Source organism: Bacillus sp. TSO22, from assembly GCF_020223595.1.
Lineage (GTDB): Bacteria > Bacillota > Bacilli > Bacillales > Bacillaceae > Bacillus > Bacillus inaquosorum.
In genome coordinates this window covers 424441-441397 of record NZ_JAHAWO010000014.1, presented here as the reverse complement: position 1 = coordinate 441397, position 16957 = coordinate 424441, and the positions used below count along the sequence as shown (strand labels likewise).

The 16957-nt window shown below is 44.3% G+C and carries 14 protein-coding genes and 5 tRNA genes; 12 read left to right on the top strand and 7 right to left on the bottom strand.

Features of this window, described 5'->3' with window-relative positions; genetic code table 11:
* Positions 1 to 6: 6 nt before the first annotated feature.
* From KHQ79_RS19430 to KHQ79_RS19400, 7 genes are all read right to left on the bottom strand, one after another.
* Positions 7 to 1935 (bottom strand): glycoside hydrolase family 3 protein, encoded by a 1929-nt coding sequence (locus KHQ79_RS19430; protein ID WP_225516621.1) that lies wholly within the window; start codon positions 1933 to 1935, stop codon positions 7 to 9.
* Positions 1936 to 1962: 27 nt separating this feature from the next.
* Positions 1963 to 3288 (bottom strand): penicillin binding protein PBP4B, encoded by a 1326-nt coding sequence (gene pbp4b, locus KHQ79_RS19425; RefSeq protein WP_225516619.1) that lies wholly within the window; start codon positions 3286 to 3288, stop codon positions 1963 to 1965.
* Between the two features lie 55 nt (positions 3289 to 3343).
* On the bottom strand, positions 3344 to 4711 hold the full coding sequence (locus KHQ79_RS19420; protein ID WP_225516617.1) for a PTS transporter subunit EIIC: 1368 nt from the start codon (positions 4709 to 4711) through the stop codon (positions 3344 to 3346).
* Positions 4712 to 4736: 25 nt separating this feature from the next.
* Positions 4737 to 5588 (bottom strand): MurR/RpiR family transcriptional regulator, encoded by an 852-nt coding sequence (locus KHQ79_RS19415; RefSeq protein ID WP_060397812.1) that lies wholly within the window; start codon positions 5586 to 5588, stop codon positions 4737 to 4739.
* 16 nt (positions 5589 to 5604) lie between these two features.
* The gene (murQ, locus tag KHQ79_RS19410; protein WP_225516615.1) at positions 5605 to 6519 is read right to left on the bottom strand and encodes an N-acetylmuramic acid 6-phosphate etherase; all 915 of its coding nucleotides are present in this window, start codon (positions 6517 to 6519) and stop codon (positions 5605 to 5607) included.
* A gap of 109 nt (positions 6520 to 6628) precedes the next feature.
* Complete coding sequence (locus KHQ79_RS19405; RefSeq protein WP_019257306.1) at positions 6629 to 7111, bottom strand: GNAT family N-acetyltransferase; 483 nt, start codon at positions 7109 to 7111, stop codon at positions 6629 to 6631.
* A gap of 12 nt (positions 7112 to 7123) precedes the next feature.
* Positions 7124 to 7579, bottom strand: a complete 456-nt coding sequence (locus KHQ79_RS19400; RefSeq protein ID WP_003241460.1) for a 2-thiouracil desulfurase family protein — start codon at positions 7577 to 7579, stop codon at positions 7124 to 7126.
* 180 nt (positions 7580 to 7759) lie between these two features.
* On the opposite strand from KHQ79_RS19400, the gene KHQ79_RS19395 reads away from it, so the two are divergent.
* From KHQ79_RS19395 to KHQ79_RS19340, 12 genes are all read left to right on the top strand, one after another.
* Positions 7760 to 7834: transfer RNA gene (locus KHQ79_RS19395), tRNA-Glu, on the top strand.
* Positions 7835 to 7837: 3 nt separating this feature from the next.
* Positions 7838 to 7913, top strand: a tRNA-Val gene (locus tag KHQ79_RS19390).
* Between the two features lie 4 nt (positions 7914 to 7917).
* A tRNA-Thr gene (locus KHQ79_RS19385) sits at positions 7918 to 7990 on the top strand.
* Between the two features lie 20 nt (positions 7991 to 8010).
* Positions 8011 to 8095, top strand: a tRNA-Tyr gene (locus KHQ79_RS19380).
* 4 nt (positions 8096 to 8099) lie between these two features.
* A tRNA-Gln gene (locus KHQ79_RS19375) sits at positions 8100 to 8171 on the top strand.
* Between the two features lie 229 nt (positions 8172 to 8400).
* Positions 8401 to 8964 carry an RNA polymerase sigma factor SigW gene (gene sigW / locus KHQ79_RS19370; RefSeq protein ID WP_014478649.1) on the top strand — a complete coding sequence of 188 codons (564 nt, stop codon included), beginning with the start codon at positions 8401 to 8403 and terminating at the stop codon, positions 8962 to 8964.
* A gap of 13 nt (positions 8965 to 8977) precedes the next feature.
* Entirely contained in the window at positions 8978 to 9604 is a 627-nt protein-coding gene (rsiW, locus tag KHQ79_RS19365; protein ID WP_003241455.1) for an anti-sigma-W factor RsiW, read from the top strand.
* Positions 9605 to 9764: 160 nt separating this feature from the next.
* On the top strand, positions 9765 to 10586 hold the full coding sequence (gene cdaA / locus KHQ79_RS19360; protein ID WP_003223651.1) for a diadenylate cyclase CdaA: 822 nt from the start codon (positions 9765 to 9767) through the stop codon (positions 10584 to 10586).
* On the top strand, positions 10579 to 12033 hold the full coding sequence (gene cdaR, locus KHQ79_RS19355; protein WP_225516613.1) for a CdaA regulatory protein CdaR: 1455 nt from the start codon (positions 10579 to 10581) through the stop codon (positions 12031 to 12033). Before cdaA ends, cdaR begins: the two co-directional genes overlap by 8 nt.
* Positions 12034 to 12051: 18 nt before the next feature.
* Complete coding sequence (glmM, locus tag KHQ79_RS19350; RefSeq protein ID WP_003241450.1) at positions 12052 to 13398, top strand: phosphoglucosamine mutase; 1347 nt, start codon at positions 12052 to 12054, stop codon at positions 13396 to 13398.
* Positions 13399 to 13830: 432 nt separating this feature from the next.
* Positions 13831 to 15633, top strand: coding sequence for a glutamine--fructose-6-phosphate transaminase (isomerizing) (glmS, locus tag KHQ79_RS19345; protein WP_225516612.1), 1803 nt, complete (start codon positions 13831 to 13833; stop codon positions 15631 to 15633).
* Positions 15634 to 15967: 334 nt separating this feature from the next.
* Positions 15968 to 16591, top strand: a complete 624-nt coding sequence (locus tag KHQ79_RS19340; RefSeq protein WP_003241444.1) for an undecaprenyl-diphosphatase — start codon at positions 15968 to 15970, stop codon at positions 16589 to 16591.
* Positions 16592 to 16957 lie beyond the last annotated feature (366 nt).

Sequence of the window (16957 nt, the reverse complement as noted above, 5' to 3'; positions counted from 1 at the left end):
TCCTTGTTAAAGTCGTTTTCCCGTTTTGATATTTAACCCGTAGCCATATGGGTAAAGGATGTCTCCCGGTTTGGTGACTGATGGAATGTCAACTGGAAGTGTGCCTTTAGGTTTTGCCTGGCCGAATATCGCCATAACTCCGGCCGGAATATTAGGTTGAAGATAACGCCCGTTTGCGTATCCTTTAAAGCCATAGACAGCAATGAGTGCCTTAGCTTCTTCAAAATTGGCGGCATCATATGGGTTGCGCAGGCTCATTAAGACAAATTGTTTGTTGTGCTGCAGTGCGGCTTTCATCATAGCTCTCGGAAAGACGGTGGCCCATTTGCTTGAATCTGATATGCTGTCGTCGATGACACCGTCGTTGACGACAGGATCATTTTTCACGACGTAGGAGCCAGTAATGATATAATCAGCCTCTTTTACTTGTTTTTCATGCTCGGCATTAAATACTTGGTTGGCAAAATTGACTTTGCTGAGGGACACGGGTTTGATTTTCTTTCGCTTGATGAGATCGCGAATGGTTTGTTCAATCGAAGCAGTTTGTTCTTCGTAAGGCGCGACAATTAAGATTCGGCTGTCTTTTTTAGGTTTGAACGGCAAGGTGTGCTGTTCATTTTTTAATACGGTCACTGCTTTTTCAGCTATTTTTTTCTCGGCTTTCAGGTGACGCTTGCTTCCTACGATTTTCTGGGCTTTCGCTATTTTTTCTTTTAGGCTGTCGTCATTTCGAGCTGGATACATACCGCGTTTTATTTTCAGGGAAATGATTCGTTCTACCGATTTGTTGATTTGATGTACAGGAATGTCTCCGTTTTTCACGGCTTCTTTTAAGGCTTGAATAACACGTGCGAATTTCTGTTCTTCTTTCAGTGAAGTAACTGAGGCAGGCATTAATGCAATATCGACGCCGGCTTTTATAGCCATGACTACCGCATCTTCCTGGCCAAAGTGATCTGCAATTGCTTTCATATTGAGAGCATCGGTAACGATGATGCCATCAAAGCCCATTTCCTGACGAAGAAGACCTGTCATCACTTTTTTCGAGAGTGTAGCCGGAACCAAAACGTCCGATCCATCGAGTTTGCTTTTGTATGTGGTGTCGTCAAAGGCAGGAAATTGAACGTGAGCTGTCATCACCATATCAGCACCGGCATCAATTGCTCTTTGAAAAGGATAGAGTTCGACCTCACGAAGCCTTTCTTGATTATGGGAAACGAGCGGCAGTCCGTAATGGCTGTCAACGTCCGTGTCTCCATGTCCCGGGAAATGTTTGAGGGCAGAGGCGATATCTTGCCGCTGCAAACCCTTCATCGTATATAAACCGAGTCGTGCTGTCAGTTCTCGATTGGAGCTGAATGACCGTACGCCGATTACTGGATTATCAGGATTATTATTAATGTCCATAACAGGGCTGAAATCTGTATTAATGCCTAAGGCAGAAAGCTCCTTCCCAATAATGGTGCCGGTCTGATAGGCATTGATTCTGCTTCTGGCTGCGCCCAGCGCCATATTCCCTGGGAAATTAGTGCCCTCCCCTAATCTCGTTACGATGCCGCCTTCCTGGTCAATACTCAGGATCAGCGGGATTTTAGGGCTCGCCTTTTGGTAAGCGTCTGTCAGCTGTACAGTTTGCTTTGTTGTTTTTACATTTTCTGCAAAAAGAATGACGCCGCCGAATTGATATTTTTTGATGAGGCCGGCGACTTCCTCATTCATTTCTGTAAAGGCTTGCGGAGAGGACTCGCCCTCCTTTTTCCAATTTCTGAAATCGGGCATCAGCATCTGGCCGAGTTTTTCATCTAATGTCATGCGATTGACAATCTGCTTGGCGTCGGCTGAGCCACTGGATGAAGTGGCTTTTGTCTGACTGGCGCCGAGAAAACATGAAAGAAAGAGAACAGCTGAAAGGATAAGCGGAAAGACAGGTTTCATAGAAACTTCCTCCTATCGTTGAATCATTCATTCCATCGCTTCATAAATCGCGGTAATGACGCTCCCATAACTGCCTGTTGGAAATTGGTCACCCTCAAACACGTTTGGATTTTCCTCTGGATCAGCTACTGGTGAATGCTTTTTATTTGTTAACAATGCGATGCCTAAATTGTAGGTTGGATCAATGACGGTAACTGTCCCTGTCCAGCCGGTATGCCCGTAAGCCTTTTCACTGGCATAAGGGCCAAACATCCATTCCATGCTTTTACTTCCGTTTCGCCGCCAGCCAAATGCGAATGTCGGATCTGTTGCTGAAGGTGCTGTAAATAGGTCGGCTGTTTTTTGATCAAATAAAGAAACGCTGCGGTGTGATCCTTTGTTTAACATGACTTGCAGCAGAATGGCCATATCATCAGCATTTGAGAACAATCCGGCATGGCCGGACACGCCGCCCATTGAGTAAAACGCTTTTTCGTCATGAACTTCTCCTTGCAGCGTGTTTGTGCGGATGTTAGGGAAATGAATAACGCCGTCGCGCGTATTGCCCATACGTTCAGTAGCTGCGAACTGCTTTGGTTTAAAGCCTTTTTGCAGCGGATTGTACAAGGTATGTCTCAGTCCCAGCGGCTTGTAAAGTTCTTGCTCCGTGTAGATATCAAGCGGTTTACCGGTGAGTTTTTCGACAATACAGCCGAGGAGCATATATCCGATGTCACTGTATACGTGTTTTGTCCCTGTTTCATAATCGAGCGGGATTTTTGTCAAATATTCAATCGTTTTGTCCCGATCCTGAGAATAGTACATGCCGCCTTTTTCCGGCGTGTAAAAGTAAAAGCTTGAGGGGAGCCCGGACTGGTGCTGGAGAACATCGATGACACGAATCTTGTTTTTTCCTTTAATAAGGTCTCCCGGCTGATCTTTGAAATCAGGCAAATATGCAGAAACCTTTTCATAGACGTCGAGTTTTCCTTGGCTGACTAAGCGCTGCAATGCAAAATTAGTTGCGTACATTTTCGTATTAGAGGCTAAGTCAAACATCGTGCGGGTTTTCATTTTTACCGGACGGCGCAGCAGTTCTGATCCTTCGTACTTTTTACTGTAGCCGTATGCTTCTTTTTTTATGATGCGGCCATCCTTCACGACGACAAGAACGGCGCCTGGAAATCCTGCTGCAATATCCCGTTCAATCATCTGATCAGCCTTCCTTAGTTTCTTCGACGAGAATTGTGCAGTTTCTGCATTTATGGTTTTCGGCTCAACTTGGTAATCTGCTGTTTGCGCGAAGGTTTCATTTGGCGTCAATATAGATAGGATTAAAATGGCACTGAGTAAGGACAATGTTTTAGTTTTCACAGGCTTGCTCCTTTCCGTGCTTCTATCCCGTTACTATCCCAAAAACAGAAACAATTTAATCGAACTGAGAAGCCATTTCATCTTTATACCCGAATGCGTAGGTCAATAAAAAGCCGGCCGCGTATGAAATAAAGAGCCCGACGATATATAGGATGATTTGTGATGGCAGGACGAGAAAGGAAAGCGGCAGCCCGGAGACACCGATCGCAAAGGTGGCTACCTGAAAATAAGCTTGAAAAGCGCCGCCGATTCCGGCACCTAGGCACGCTGTTAAAAACGGACGGCCGAGCGGCAGCGTGACTCCGAAAATAAGCGGTTCACCAATGCCGAGCAGCCCCGAAGGAAGCCCTCCGGCGATCGCTTTTCTCAATGTTGTTTTTTTCGTTTTCACAAAGATGGCAAAGGCCGCGCCTACCTGTCCTGCACCTCCCATAGCCAGAATAGGGAGCAAAGGATCATTGCCGATTGAATTGATCAGTTCCATGTGCACAGGCGTCAAGCCTTGATGCAGTCCGGTCACGACGAGAGGAAGGAAGGTTGCGCCCAGAATAAAGCCTGCAGCGATGCCGCCGAAGTCCAGGATGGACAGAAGGCCAGATGTAATGGCATCAGAAAAGAAGCCGCCTAAAGGCATAAATACGACATATGTGACGATTCCGGTGATTAATAGTGAAACGGTTGGGGTGACAATGATATCGAGAGATTGAGGAATAAAACGGCGGATAAATTGTTCGGTGTAAGCAATGAATATGGCTGCGAAAAGAACTCCGATCAGACCTCCCCTGCCCGGAAGAAGCTGTTCTCCGAATAAACTGATCTTTGCGATCTCCGGATTAATAATCAAGATCCCTGCCAAAGCCCCAAGAGCGGGTGTACCGCCAAATTCTTTCGATGCGTTAATGCCGACGAGGATGCCGAGATATGTGAACAGTCCTGATCCGATGACTGTCAGGATAACAGCGATTTGTGATTCTGCAGAGAGCCATCCGGCTTGTATAATTGCTTTGGTAATCCCAGTGATTAAACCGGAAGCGACGAGTGCGGGAATAAGAGGGATAAAGATGCTGGCAATTTTACGTAAGAATAGTTTAAAAGGAGTGGCGTTTTTCCGATTTATATCTGCTTTCTTTTTGGCAGCTGCTTCTTTGACATCGACACCTTCTTCTCCTGACACGAGCTTTGAGAAAGCGGCTGTGACATGATTGACGACTCCGGTGCCGAGGATGATTTGTAAGGTTTCAGCTTCAACGACTCCTAATACGCCGTCCAGGTCTCTTAAGGCCTGAATATCTGTTTTGTTTTCATCGTAAGGCGTAATACGCAGGCGTGTCATGCAATGAGTATATGAGGAAATATTGGATTTTCCTCCGCATAGCTCAAGGATTTTCTTTGCGAGATGATTGTAGTTATTTTCTTTGCTCATCAAAACCCCTCCTCTTCAAGATGTCTTATTTTTTTCTCATAGATTGTATGGCTGCTCTCGTTTTATCGATATAGCCGGTTGTTTCTTCATACTGCTCAGCGGCCATGCCTAAAAACAAAACATCAATCATAAAAAGCTGAGCGAGGCGGGAGGAAGTGGCTGCACTTCGAATCAGGGCTTCGTTGGAATGTGCTGTGTACAACGGGACATCAGCCAGCGCAGAGACGGATGTCTGACTGAATTGTGTGAGGCTGATCGTTGTGATGCCTTTTTCCTTAGCCATGGTGAGCAGTTCAATGATTTCCTGCGTCTCTCCCGAAAACGAAATGGCGAATACGATGTCATCCTTATCTGCATTTGCAATTAAAGATGCCACAAGGTGAGTGTCTGAGAACGCGGTAGCTTGTTTATGAATGCGAAGCCATTTTTGCTGGGCGTCCTTGGCGACAATGCCGGAAGCCCCGACGCCGATAAAATGCACAGTGTGAGCTTTGAGAAGCAGAGAAACCGCTCGTTCCAGCTCTTTGTAGTCCATCAGGTCTGAAGTATCCTGAATGGCCTGAATGGCATTGCCGGCTGTCTTTTCAGAAATGGAGTGCAGCGGTTCGTGGGGAGCAATGTCCCGGTAGCCCTGTAAAGTAGGCTTTGCCAGATCCCCTGCTACTCTCATTTTTAAATCTTGAAATCCCTTTAATCCGAGTGATTTGCAGAGCCTGATGACGGCAGCGTCACTTGAATTGGCTAAGGCACTGATTTCACTAACAGTGCTTTCTATTGCTTTGTGGGGATGAGTTAGGATGTAATCTGCAAGTTTACGCTCGGATGGAGGGAGCTTGTGCTTCATTGATTGGATGATGGCTAAACCGCCTGCTGCCATTCTTGGTCTCTCCTTATCATGAATGGTAATTTTCGATTGCTTTGTCTATAAAACCGTTTGCTTCATTAAGCAATGTCTTAGCTTGTTCCTGATCTGTACGTGTTTTGAGCATGACGATTGCCGTTTTGACGTGATGATCGGCTTGTTCCAGTGTATTTCTGGCTGTGTCGTATGAAGCGTTTGTGAGGCTTTGGATGATGCTGATGGCACGTTCTTTTAGTTTTTTGTTGCTGACGTTGACGTCCACCATCAAGTTCTCGTAAACCTTGCCGATTTTGACCATTACTGCGGTGGATATCATGTTTAGAATCATTTTATGAGCGGTTGCGGCTTTCATACGTGTTGATCCTGTAATGGCCTCAGGTCCGACGACAACCTCAATGCTGTGATCCGCATCCTTGCTGATGGCGGAATTTTCATTACAGGTAAGGGCGATGGTGTGTGCTCCGACTTTGCGGGCGTATGTTAGGGCGCCTGAGGCATAGGGTGTGCGCCCGCTTGCTGCGATGGCAATGACGGTGTCGTTTGAAGTGAGGTGTATGTTTTTTAAATCCTCAGCTCCTGCTTCTTCACTGTCTTCAATGCCCTCTGCTGCCTGCATAAATGCTTTGGGGCCTCCAGCCATGATTCCGATGACCTGATCTGGGCTTACGCTGTAGGTGGGAGGACATTCAACAGCATCCATGACACCGAGTCTGCCGCTTGTGCCGGCGCCTGTGTATATGAGGCGGCCTCCATTTTGAAACGAGTCGTACGCGCAGTCGACAGCTGTTTTAATATCGGGGAGAACCTGCTGAACGGCGGCAGCAACTTTCAAATCTTCGTTATTAATCATTTTGAGGATGCCGAGCGTGTTTGCTTTGTGGATTTCCGCTGTTTGGCTATTACGTGATTCCGTTGTAAGACGGTGAAGGTTTAATGGTTCTGACATGAGGATGCCCCCTGTTTAAAAATAATATATCTTATTATTCAGTATATTCATCTCTGTCATGATATTTCAACTATGTTTTTATATTTTTGAAATTTTATTTCATGCAAGACTATAAGAAATAATGAAGAATCAGCTGTTCCCCGAGCGGTCCGATTCTTCGCCGTCCTTTATCAAGGAACCCGCTTTTCATATAAAGATGCTTTGCTCGTGTGTTCAGGTGATTGACGGCCAAGATGATTTCATCGCACCATGGAAAATAACCGCTCACAAAAGAGGGAAGCTGAAGCATTGCTTTTTTGGCATAGCCTTTTCCGTGATGCATAGCATTTAAAGACAGGGAACTGAGCAGTAAAGCAAATGGATTGTTAGAATAGGGTGCAAGCGTTTCTTTTGATGTATGTAAAATGAAAAAACCGACTGGCAGATCGTCTTTTAAGATGACAACTGGATATCGGTCCTGTATGCCCAGGGCCTGAGTCAGCACCTCTTTGGGGAGAGAGGTAAAGCGTTTGTCATCGTTATTTAGCGTGAATGATTGAAGCTCCGGCAAATGTTCAGGCTTATAGAAGGATAAAGAAATGTCTTGAGTCATGTGGCGGCCTCCTTACAATATGTCGTCTAGCTGGTTTTCTGAAATGACGCGGTAGCCCGCTTGTTTTAGCAGTGCGGCAGTCACTCCGCTGCCGGCGATTTTTTTGCCAGAGAATGTGCCGTTATAGATAAAACTGCTTCCGCACGATGGACTGTTTTCTTTTAATATGACGGCAGAGGCATTGATTTCTTTTGCGTAAGCTAATGTTTTAGCGGCGCCTTCCATATATAATTCTGTTACATCTTCTCCTGAAGCTGTCACGATTTTCGCGGTTCCATTGAGAACATCCTCGCCTTTGCCTCCGATGATCTCTGCAGGTTCGCGGGGAGTTGAGAAGCCGCCGAGAAGCTCGGGGCATGCCATAACTGCTTTATTTTCTTCGACGAGTTTTCTGATTTTCTCCGATGCGGCATGAGAGCCGTTGTATCTGCATTCAATGCCGCCAAGGCAAGAACTGACTAGAATCATATTGTTTTCTCCTCTCTTGATTTGTTTGTCTCTATCATAAAAGAAATGATAAATGTTGGGAGGCTTTTTCAGTTAAAAAAGGAGTTAAAAAGTTTGAAAATAAAAAATTTAATTTTCCTCTTTACAAACAGGGGGTAACCTGTATATAATAACTTTTGTCAGCTCGACGAGAACACAAACGGCCCGTTGGTCAAGCGGTTAAGACACCGCCCTTTCACGGCGGTAACACGGGTTCGAATCCCGTACGGGTCACCATTTGGAGGATTAGCTCAGCTGGGAGAGCATCTGCCTTACAAGCAGAGGGTCGGCGGTTCGAGCCCGTCATCCTCCACCATCTTGCCGGTGTAGCTCAATTGGTAGAGCAACTGACTTGTAATCAGTAGGTTGGGGGTTCAAGTCCTCTTGCCGGCACTCTTTTCTTACATCTATATGGAGGGGTAGCGAAGTGGCTAAACGCGGCGGACTGTAAATCCGCTCCCTCAGGGTTCGGCAGTTCGAATCTGCCCCCCTCCACCATTATTGGGCTATAGCCAAGCGGTAAGGCAACGGACTTTGACTCCGTCATGCGTTGGTTCGAATCCAGCTAGCCCAGTCACAGACACCTTTGACCAAAAGGTGTCTTTTTTCTATTTTTAAAACCATTCCAACTTCTAACTGTTCAGTCTGTATAGTAATTTTAAAAATATGTTAAGGTAGTTTATTCACGAATTACCATCTACACCCTGCCAAAAATTTGATAAACTTATTTTATAAAAAAGTTGAAACCTTTTGAAACGAAGCTCGTATACATACAGACCGGTGAAGGCAGAGGTTAGATAAATATGGAAATGATGATTAAAAAGAGAATTAAGCAAGTCAAAAAAGGCGACCAAAATGCATTTGCGGACATCGTAGATATTTACAAGGATAAAATTTATCAGCTTTGCTACCGTATGCTTGGCAATGTGCATGAGGCGGAGGATATTGCACAGGAGGCTTTCATCAGAGCGTACGTTAATATCGACAGTTTTGATATTAACCGGAAATTTTCAACTTGGCTTTATCGAATCGCGACCAATTTGACCATTGACCGCATTCGCAAAAAGAAGCCTGATTATTACCTCGATGCAGAGGTGGCTGGTACGGAAGGCTTGACCATGTATTCACAAATCGCCGCAGATGGGGTTTTGCCTGAAGATGCAGTAGTGTCGCTGGAGCTCTCAAACACGATTCAGCAGAAGATTTTAAAGCTTCCTGACAAATACAGAACAGTCATCGTATTAAAGTATATTGACGAACTCTCATTAATTGAAATCGGCGAGATTCTGAACATTCCTGTGGGGACTGTAAAAACGCGGATTCACAGAGGCAGAGAGGCTCTCAGAAAACAATTAAGGGATCTTTAAGTGGGGTGATGAAATGAGCTGTCCTGAACAAATTGTGCAGCTTATGCATATGCATCTTGATGGAGATATCCTTCCAAAAGATGAAGACGTATTAAAGGAACATCTTGAGACATGCGAGAAATGCAGAAAGCATTTTTATGAGATGGAAAAATCCATAGCGCTCGTCCGGAGCACATCGCATGTTGAAGCCCCCGCGAATTTTACCGCTAACGTCATGGCAAAATTGCCTAAGGAGAAGAAAAGAGCTTCTGTGAAAAGATGGTTCAGATCCCATCCCGTTATCGCAGCTGCTGCGGTATTCATCATTTTGATGGGCGGAGGTTTTTTAAACAGCTGGCATAATGACCACAATTTCAGCGTGTCCAAGCAGCCGAATCTTGTGGTGCATAACAACACTGTGATCGTGCCTGAAGGTGAGACGGTCAAAGGTGATGTCACTGTTAAAAACGGCAAGCTGATTATTAAAGGAAAAATTGACGGGGATGTAACCGTCGTAAACGGCGAAAAGTATATGGCCTCTGCTGGACAAGTCACCGGTCAGATTGAAGAAATCAATCAATTATTCGACTGGACATGGTACAAAATGAAGTCTGCGGGGAAAAGTGTACTCCATGCATTAGATCCAAATGGAAAAGAGTAAAGCGCGTCAGTCGCTTTGCTCTTTTTTTACGGGCTGAGAGGGCGGGCACATTTCACTTGCTAAATCGAAATGTGGTATAATGGGCTCGCTATGTAAAGTACATATGCGTAACACGTAAAACACAAAATACGAAATGACTGAATTCTTGGAGGACGAGGAAATGGCTTTTGAGGATATCCCTTTTTTGCAGTACCTCGGCAATGCCGTTGATATTCTCCTTGTTTGGTATGTGATATATAAATTGATTATGGTGATACGCGGCACGAAAGCGGTTCAGCTGTTAAAAGGAATTGTAGTGATCGTGCTTGTCCGTATGGCCAGCCAATACTTGGGCCTCAGCACGCTTCAATGGCTGATGGACCAAGCGATAACATGGGGATTTTTAGCAATTATTATTATTTTTCAGCCTGAGCTGAGAAGAGCGCTTGAACAGCTTGGCCGCGGCCGCTTTTTTTCAAGGAGCGGCACGCCTGTAGAGGAAGCGCAGCAGAAAACGATTGAGGCAATCACAAAGGCGATCAATTATATGGCGAAACGCCGTATAGGCGCCCTGCTGACCATTGAGCGGGATACTGGAATGGGGGATTATATTGAGACCGGCATACCATTGAATGCCAAGGTCAGCTCTGAGCTGCTGATCAATATTTTTATTCCGAACACTCCGCTTCATGACGGTGCGGTGATTATGAAGAATAATGAAATTGCCGCTGCCGCTTGTTATCTGCCGCTTTCGGAGAGCCCGTTTATTTCAAAAGAACTGGGTACGCGGCACAGAGCGGCTGTCGGCATCAGCGAAGTAACGGACAGTTTGACGATTATTGTGTCTGAAGAGACCGGCGGCGTCAGTGTGGCGAAGAACGGCGACCTTCACAGAGAGCTGACGGAAGAAGCACTGAAAGAAATGCTTGAAGCCGAGTTTAAGAAAAACACCAGAGACACTTCTTCTAACCGCTGGTATTGGAGGGGCAAGAAAAATGGATAAATTCTTAAACAACCGCTGGGCTGTGAAAATCATTGCTCTGCTTTTCGCGCTCTTGCTTTATGTGGCGGTTAACAGCAATCAAGCACCGACTCCGAAAAAACCGGGTGAATCTTTCTTTCCGACATCAACAATTGATGAAGCAACACTGACCGATATACCGGTCAAAGCGTATTATGATGATGAAAATTACGTCGTGACAGGTGTCCCGCAAACGGTTAATGTCACGATAAAAGGCTCGACAAGCGCCGTGAAAAAGGCTAGGCAGACAAAGAACTTTGAAATTTATGCCGACATGGAAAATTTAAAAACCGGCACACATAAGGTCGAGCTTAAGGCCAAAAACGTGTCGGATGGGCTGACAATCTCGATCAATCCGTCTGTTACGACAGTGACCATTCAAGAACGGACGACCAAAAGCTTTCCCGTAGAAGTGGAGTACTACAATAAAAACAAGATGAAAAAAGGCTATTCTCCGGAGCAGCCGATTGTCAGTCCGAAAAATGTGCAGATTACGGGATCTAAAAATGTGATTGATAACATTTCTCTTGTGAAAGCTTCAGTGAATTTGGAAAACGCAGATGAAACGATTGAAAAGGAAGCGAAAGTGACTGTTTATGATAAAGACGGAAACGCGCTTCCTGTCGACGTGGAGCCCTCGGTCATCAAGATTACCGTTCCGGTGACAAGCCCGAGTAAAAAAGTGCCTTTTAAAATTGAACGGACAGGAAGCCTTCCTGACGGTGTCAGCATAGCGAATATTGAATCCAGCCCCAGTGAGGTAACAGTTTACGGCTCTCAGGATGTGTTGGATTCTCTTGAATTTATTGACGGCGTCAGCTTAGATTTAAGCAAAATTAACAAGGATTCCGATATCGAGGCAGACATCCCGCTTCCTGACGGCGTCAAAAAAATCTCGCCGTCAAAGGTGATTTTGCATATTGAAGTTGATAGTGAAGCGGATCAAAAATTTGAGAATATTCCTATTAAGACTATAGGGCTGAGCAGCTCTCAAAACATTGAGTTTCTAGATCCTGAATCGCAGGCGATAGACGTGACGGCTAAAGGCTCTCCCGCTAATATAAAAAATCTGAAGAAATCTGATATTGAATTATATGTGAATGTTTCAGATTTAGATGATGGGGAGCATAGCGTGAAGCTTGAAGTAAATGGGCCTCAGAATGTAACCTGGTCCTTAGGGCAGAAAAACGCCAAAATCAAGCTGACGTCCAAAAAAAGCAATACATCAACTAATGATAACAGTGGCAATACATCAGGAAACCAGGATGACACAAATAAACAAACGAATGATCAAGATAACAAGCAGCAAGAAGATACAACGAACACTGATAAAGACAGCAATGATCAAAAACAAGACGAAAATAAAGATCAAAACCAAGATCAGGATGAGGACGAATCCACTGCGGATTCACAATCCTCATCGGAATAAAAAAGGAGCGATTATAAAATGGGCAAGTATTTTGGAACAGACGGTGTAAGAGGTGTCGCCAATAGTGAGCTTACACCTGAGCTGGCCTTTAAAGTCGGACGTTTCGGCGGTTATGTGCTGACTAAAGACAAACAACGTCCAAAAGTGCTGATAGGCCGCGATACACGGATCTCCGGCCATATGCTGGAGGGAGCCCTTGTCGCCGGACTTTTATCGATTGGCGCAGAAGTCATGCGTCTGGGTGTCATTTCTACACCTGGTGTCTCTTATTTAACAAAAGCAATGGATGCAGAGGCAGGCGTCATGATTTCTGCTTCTCACAATCCAGTGCAGGATAACGGCATCAAGTTTTTCGGGGGAGACGGATTTAAGCTTTCTGATGAACAGGAGGCTGAAATTGAGCGCCTGATGGACGAACCGGAGGATAAGCTGCCAAGACCGGTCGGAGCTGATCTCGGGCTTGTAAATGATTATTTCGAAGGCGGCCAAAAATATCTGCAATTCTTAAAACAGACAGCTGATGAAGATTTCACAGGTATTCATGTGGCGCTTGACTGTGCTCATGGCGCAACATCGTCCTTGGCGACACACCTGTTTGCTGATTTAGATGCAGATGTGTCAACAATGGGAACTTCTCCAAACGGATTAAATATTAATGACGGCGTCGGATCGACTCATCCAGAAGCGCTCAGCGCGTTTGTCAAAGAGAAAAACGCCGATCTGGGTCTTGCGTTCGATGGTGACGGCGACCGCCTGATTGCTGTCGATGAAAAAGGAAATATCGTTGACGGCGACCAAATCATGTACATATGCTCAAAACACCTGAAATCAGAGGGCCGTTTGAAGGATGATACAGTGGTTTCAACCGTGATGAGCAACCTCGGCTTCTATAAGGCGCTCGAAAAAGAAGGCATCAAAAGCGTACAGACAGCTGTCGGCGACCGCTACGTAGTAGAAGCGATGAAAAAAGACGGCTACAATGTCGGCGGAGAGCAGTCAGGACACCTTATTTTCCTTGATTACAACACGACAGGAGACGGATTATTGTCTGCTATTATGCTGATGAACACTTTGAAAGCGACAGGCAAGCCGCTGTCAGAGCTTGCAGCTGAAATGCAGAAGTTCCCGCAGCTGTTAGTCAATGTGAGAGTAACCGATAAATATAAAGTCGAAGAAAACGAAAAAGTAAAAGCTGTTATTTCTGAAGTTGAAAAAGAAATGAACGGCGACGGCCGGATTTTGGTGCGCCCTTCAGGCACTGAACCTCTCGTCCGTGTCATGGCTGAAGCGAAGACGAAAGAGCTGTGCGATGAATATGTAAATCGCATTGCTGAAGTCGTCCGGTCAGAAATGGGATTGGAGTAACGAAGTCTATAATTAGAGAGCGAACAAGACAAGCGAGATTTACATATGATAATTGTGAGACATGTGGCAAAGTTGTTTAAAAAACAATTGACCGTTCATGGCACATGCTGTAAAATCAAGCTTGTCTTGTTCTTATTTTCTCTGAGGAAGAAAAGACGGGATTATTGCTTCACCTATAATTATAGCGCCCGAACTAAGCGCCCGGAAAAAGGCTTAGTTGACGAGGATGGAGGTTATCGAATTTTCGGCGGATGCCTCCCGGCTGAGTATGCAGATCACAGCCGTAAGGATTTCTTCAAACCAAGGGGGTGACTCCTTGAACAAAGAGAAATCACATGATCTTCCAAAAAACATGTAGGAGGGGACGATTGAAAGTCCCCTTGAAATTTGACTTTCTTCGTCTCCTTTTACAATCTTAGGAGGAAGAAAAATATGTGTGGAATCGTAGGTTATATCGGTCAGCTTGATGCGAAGGAAATTTTACTGAAAGGGTTAGAAAAGCTTGAGTACCGCGGATATGACTCTGCTGGTATCGCTGTTGCCAACGAACAGGGAATCCATGTGTTCAAAGAAAAAGGACGCATTGCGGATCTTCGTGAAGTTGTGGATGCCAATGTAGAAGCGAAAGCCGGAATTGGCCATACTCGCTGGGCAACACACGGCGAACCAAGCTATCTAAACGCTCACCCGCATCAAAGCGCACTGGGCCGCTTTACACTTGTTCATAACGGCGTGATCGAGAACTATGTTCAGCTGAAACATGAGTATTTACAAGATGTAGAGCTCAAAAGTGACACCGATACAGAGGTAGTTGTTCAAGTAATCGAGCAATTTGTCAACGGAGGACTTGATACAGAAGAAGCGTTCCGTAAAACACTTACACTGTTAAAAGGCTCTTATGCAATTGCTTTATTCGACAACGAAAACAGAGAAACGATTTTTGTAGCGAAAAACAAAAGCCCTCTATTAGTCGGTCTTGGAGATACATTCAACGTCGTAGCATCTGATGCGATGGCGATGCTTCAAGTAACCAACGAATACGTAGAGCTGATGGATAAAGAAATGGTCATCGTCACTGATGATCAAGTTGTCATCAAAAATCTTGATGGTGACGTCATTACACGTGCGTCTTATATCGCTGAGCTGGATGCCAGTGATATCGAAAAAGGCACGTACCCTCACTACATGTTGAAAGAAACGGATGAGCAGCCTGTTGTCATGCGCAAAATCATCCAAACGTATCAAGATGAAAACGGCAAACTGTCTGTGCCTGGCGATATCGCTGCCGCTGTAGCGGAGGCGGACCGCATCTATATCATTGGCTGCGGAACAAGCTACCACGCAGGACTTGTCGGTAAACAATATATTGAAATGTGGGCAAACGTGCCGGTTGAAGTGCATGTAGCGAGTGAATTCTCCTACAATATGCCGCTTCTGTCTAAAAAACCGCTCTTCATTTTCCTTTCTCAAAGCGGAGAAACAGCAGACAGCCGCGCGGTACTTGTTCAAGTCAAAGCACTCGGACACAAAGCCCTGACAATCACAAACGTACCGGGATCAACACTTTCTCGTGAAGCTGACTACACATTGCTGCTTCATGCGGGTCCTGAAATCGCTGTTGCGTCAACGAAAGCATACACTGCACAAATCGCAGTTCTTGCGGTTCTTGCATCTGTGGCTGCTGACAAAAACGGCATCGATATCGGATTTGACCTCGTCAAAGAACTCGGTATCGCTGCGAACGCAATGGAAGCCCTTTGCGACCAGAAAGACGAAATGGAAATGATCGCCCGTGAATACCTGACTGTATCCAGAAACGCTTTCTTCATCGGACGCGGCCTTGACTACTTCGTATGTGTCGAAGGCGCACTGAAGCTGAAAGAGATTTCTTACATCCAGGCAGAAGGCTTTGCCGGCGGAGAGCTGAAGCACGGCACGATTGCCTTGATCGAACAAGGTACACCAGTATTCGCACTGGCAACACAAGAGCACGTAAACCTAAGCATCCGCGGAAACGTCAAGGAAGTTGCCGCTCGCGGAGCAAACACATGCATCATCTCACTGAAAGGCCTAGACGATGCGGATGACAGATTCGTACTGCCGGAAGTAAACCCAGCGCTTGCTCCGTTGGTGTCTGTTGTTCCACTGCAGCTGATCGCTTACTATGCTGCACTGCATCGCGGCTGTGATGTTGATAAACCTCGTAACCTTGCGAAGAGTGTTACTGTGGAATAAATTGTTTAACCCCTTTGGTTGTTTTTGTTGCTTTGAAATAAAGTCACGATTTTTGTAAAAAAGATGTGATGTTTAAAATAAAGTTACGACGTTTATAAAAATGTTGCGATGCTTTTTCCCTTAGATAATTTTTGTCTAAGGGTATTTTTCTATTTTAACAAAAGAGGCAGGTTACTAAAAATTATAAGGGGATTCCAATTGATTTTGGGTCCCCTTTTTACATAAATGATGTGACACCAATCTTACAAAAATGTAACTTTAATCTCAAATAATGTAATTTGATTCGATGGCAGGTCATCTAATTTTCTTTTACTATGTTCTAAAAAGAGATTGGATGGTGTTGGGTTTGGATATTTCAGAAGTTAATATATCACTGTTTAGACTAGTTAATGACTTAGGAAAAGAACATCCCTTTTTGAATCCTGTATTTAGTTTTATAGCTGAATATATGGTTTTTTTACTTGCACTAAGTGTTCTTTTTATTTGGTTTACAAGAGATACGGATAATAGAATTATGATTCTTTGTGCATCTATCGCTTTCATTTGTGCCTTTACGATAGGGAAGGTTGCAGGGGCATTTCACTCGAATTATCAACCTTTTGTTGAATTGGGAGAGGTTAATAAACTGATACATAAAGAAAAAGACAATTCTTTTCCAAGTGACCATACAATTTTATTCTTCTCATATTGTATTTCATTCTGGCTCTTTAAGAGAGGCTGGTCAATTTTATGGGTATTGTTAGCTGTTCTTGTGGGAGTCTCCCGTATATGGGTTGGGGTTCATTATCCTTTTGATGTTTTAGCAGGAGTATTAATAAGCCTAGCAGTTTCAACTTTTATATATTTAACATTCCCTAAACTAAAAGTTATTCAAACTACTATAAAAATTTATGAAAAATGTGAAAACATGCTTCTTTATCGCTTCAAAAGAAAGGAAAACAAGTCAAAAAATTTTTAGATTTATTCAACAATCGGGTGCTAATGTTCAAAAAATCGTAACCTAAAATGATCAAACTCTTTTATAAAGATTCGATCTGTATTCAAAACTGTAGAATCCATTTTGATCTATCTTTTTTTCTAAATGGATTCTTTAAATTTGCCGTAAACTGAAGGTTCATGTGTTATTTTTGATCATCCTTTATTTCAAAGCTACAGTTTTAGCCAAAGGGGTTTTTTGTTTTAAAGATGGCTATGTTTAGTTTTACAGATATTTAAGATTGCCATAAGAATATGAAAATATAAAGAAGGTATTTTCAAGGAAAGTGACATCTACGGAGAAATTGGGGAATTCTAGCTATAACAATATCCACAACAACTAGTTCAA

Excerpts from the sequence above, each read along its gene's own strand:
- KHQ79_RS19430 (WP_225516621.1), bottom strand. The coding sequence starts at position 1,935 with ATGAAACCTGTCTTTCCGCTTATCCTTTCAGCTGTTCTCTTTCTTTCA.
- KHQ79_RS19420 (WP_225516617.1), bottom strand. The coding sequence starts at position 4,711 with ATGAGCAAAGAAAATAACTACAATCATCTCGCAAAGAAAATCCTTGAG.
- KHQ79_RS19415 (WP_060397812.1), bottom strand. The coding sequence starts at position 5,588 with ATGGCAGCAGGCGGTTTAGCCATCATCCAATCAATGAAGCACAAGCTC.
- murQ (WP_225516615.1), bottom strand. The coding sequence starts at position 6,519 with ATGTCAGAACCATTAAACCTTCACCGTCTTACAACGGAATCACGTAAT.
- KHQ79_RS19405 (WP_019257306.1), bottom strand. The coding sequence starts at position 7,111 with ATGACTCAAGACATTTCTTTATCCTTCTATAAGCCTGAACATTTGCCG.
- KHQ79_RS19400 (WP_003241460.1), bottom strand. The coding sequence starts at position 7,579 with ATGATTCTAGTCAGTTCTTGCCTTGGCGGCATTGAATGCAGATACAAC.
- sigW (WP_014478649.1), top strand. The coding sequence starts at position 8,401 with ATGGAAATGATGATTAAAAAGAGAATTAAGCAAGTCAAAAAAGGCGAC.
- rsiW (WP_003241455.1), top strand. The coding sequence starts at position 8,978 with ATGAGCTGTCCTGAACAAATTGTGCAGCTTATGCATATGCATCTTGAT.
- cdaA (WP_003223651.1), top strand. The coding sequence starts at position 9,765 with ATGGCTTTTGAGGATATCCCTTTTTTGCAGTACCTCGGCAATGCCGTT.
- cdaR (WP_225516613.1), top strand. The coding sequence starts at position 10,579 with ATGGATAAATTCTTAAACAACCGCTGGGCTGTGAAAATCATTGCTCTG.
- glmM (WP_003241450.1), top strand. The coding sequence starts at position 12,052 with ATGGGCAAGTATTTTGGAACAGACGGTGTAAGAGGTGTCGCCAATAGT.
- glmS (WP_225516612.1), top strand. The coding sequence starts at position 13,831 with ATGTGTGGAATCGTAGGTTATATCGGTCAGCTTGATGCGAAGGAAATT.
- KHQ79_RS19340 (WP_003241444.1), top strand. The coding sequence starts at position 15,968 with ATGGTGTTGGGTTTGGATATTTCAGAAGTTAATATATCACTGTTTAGA.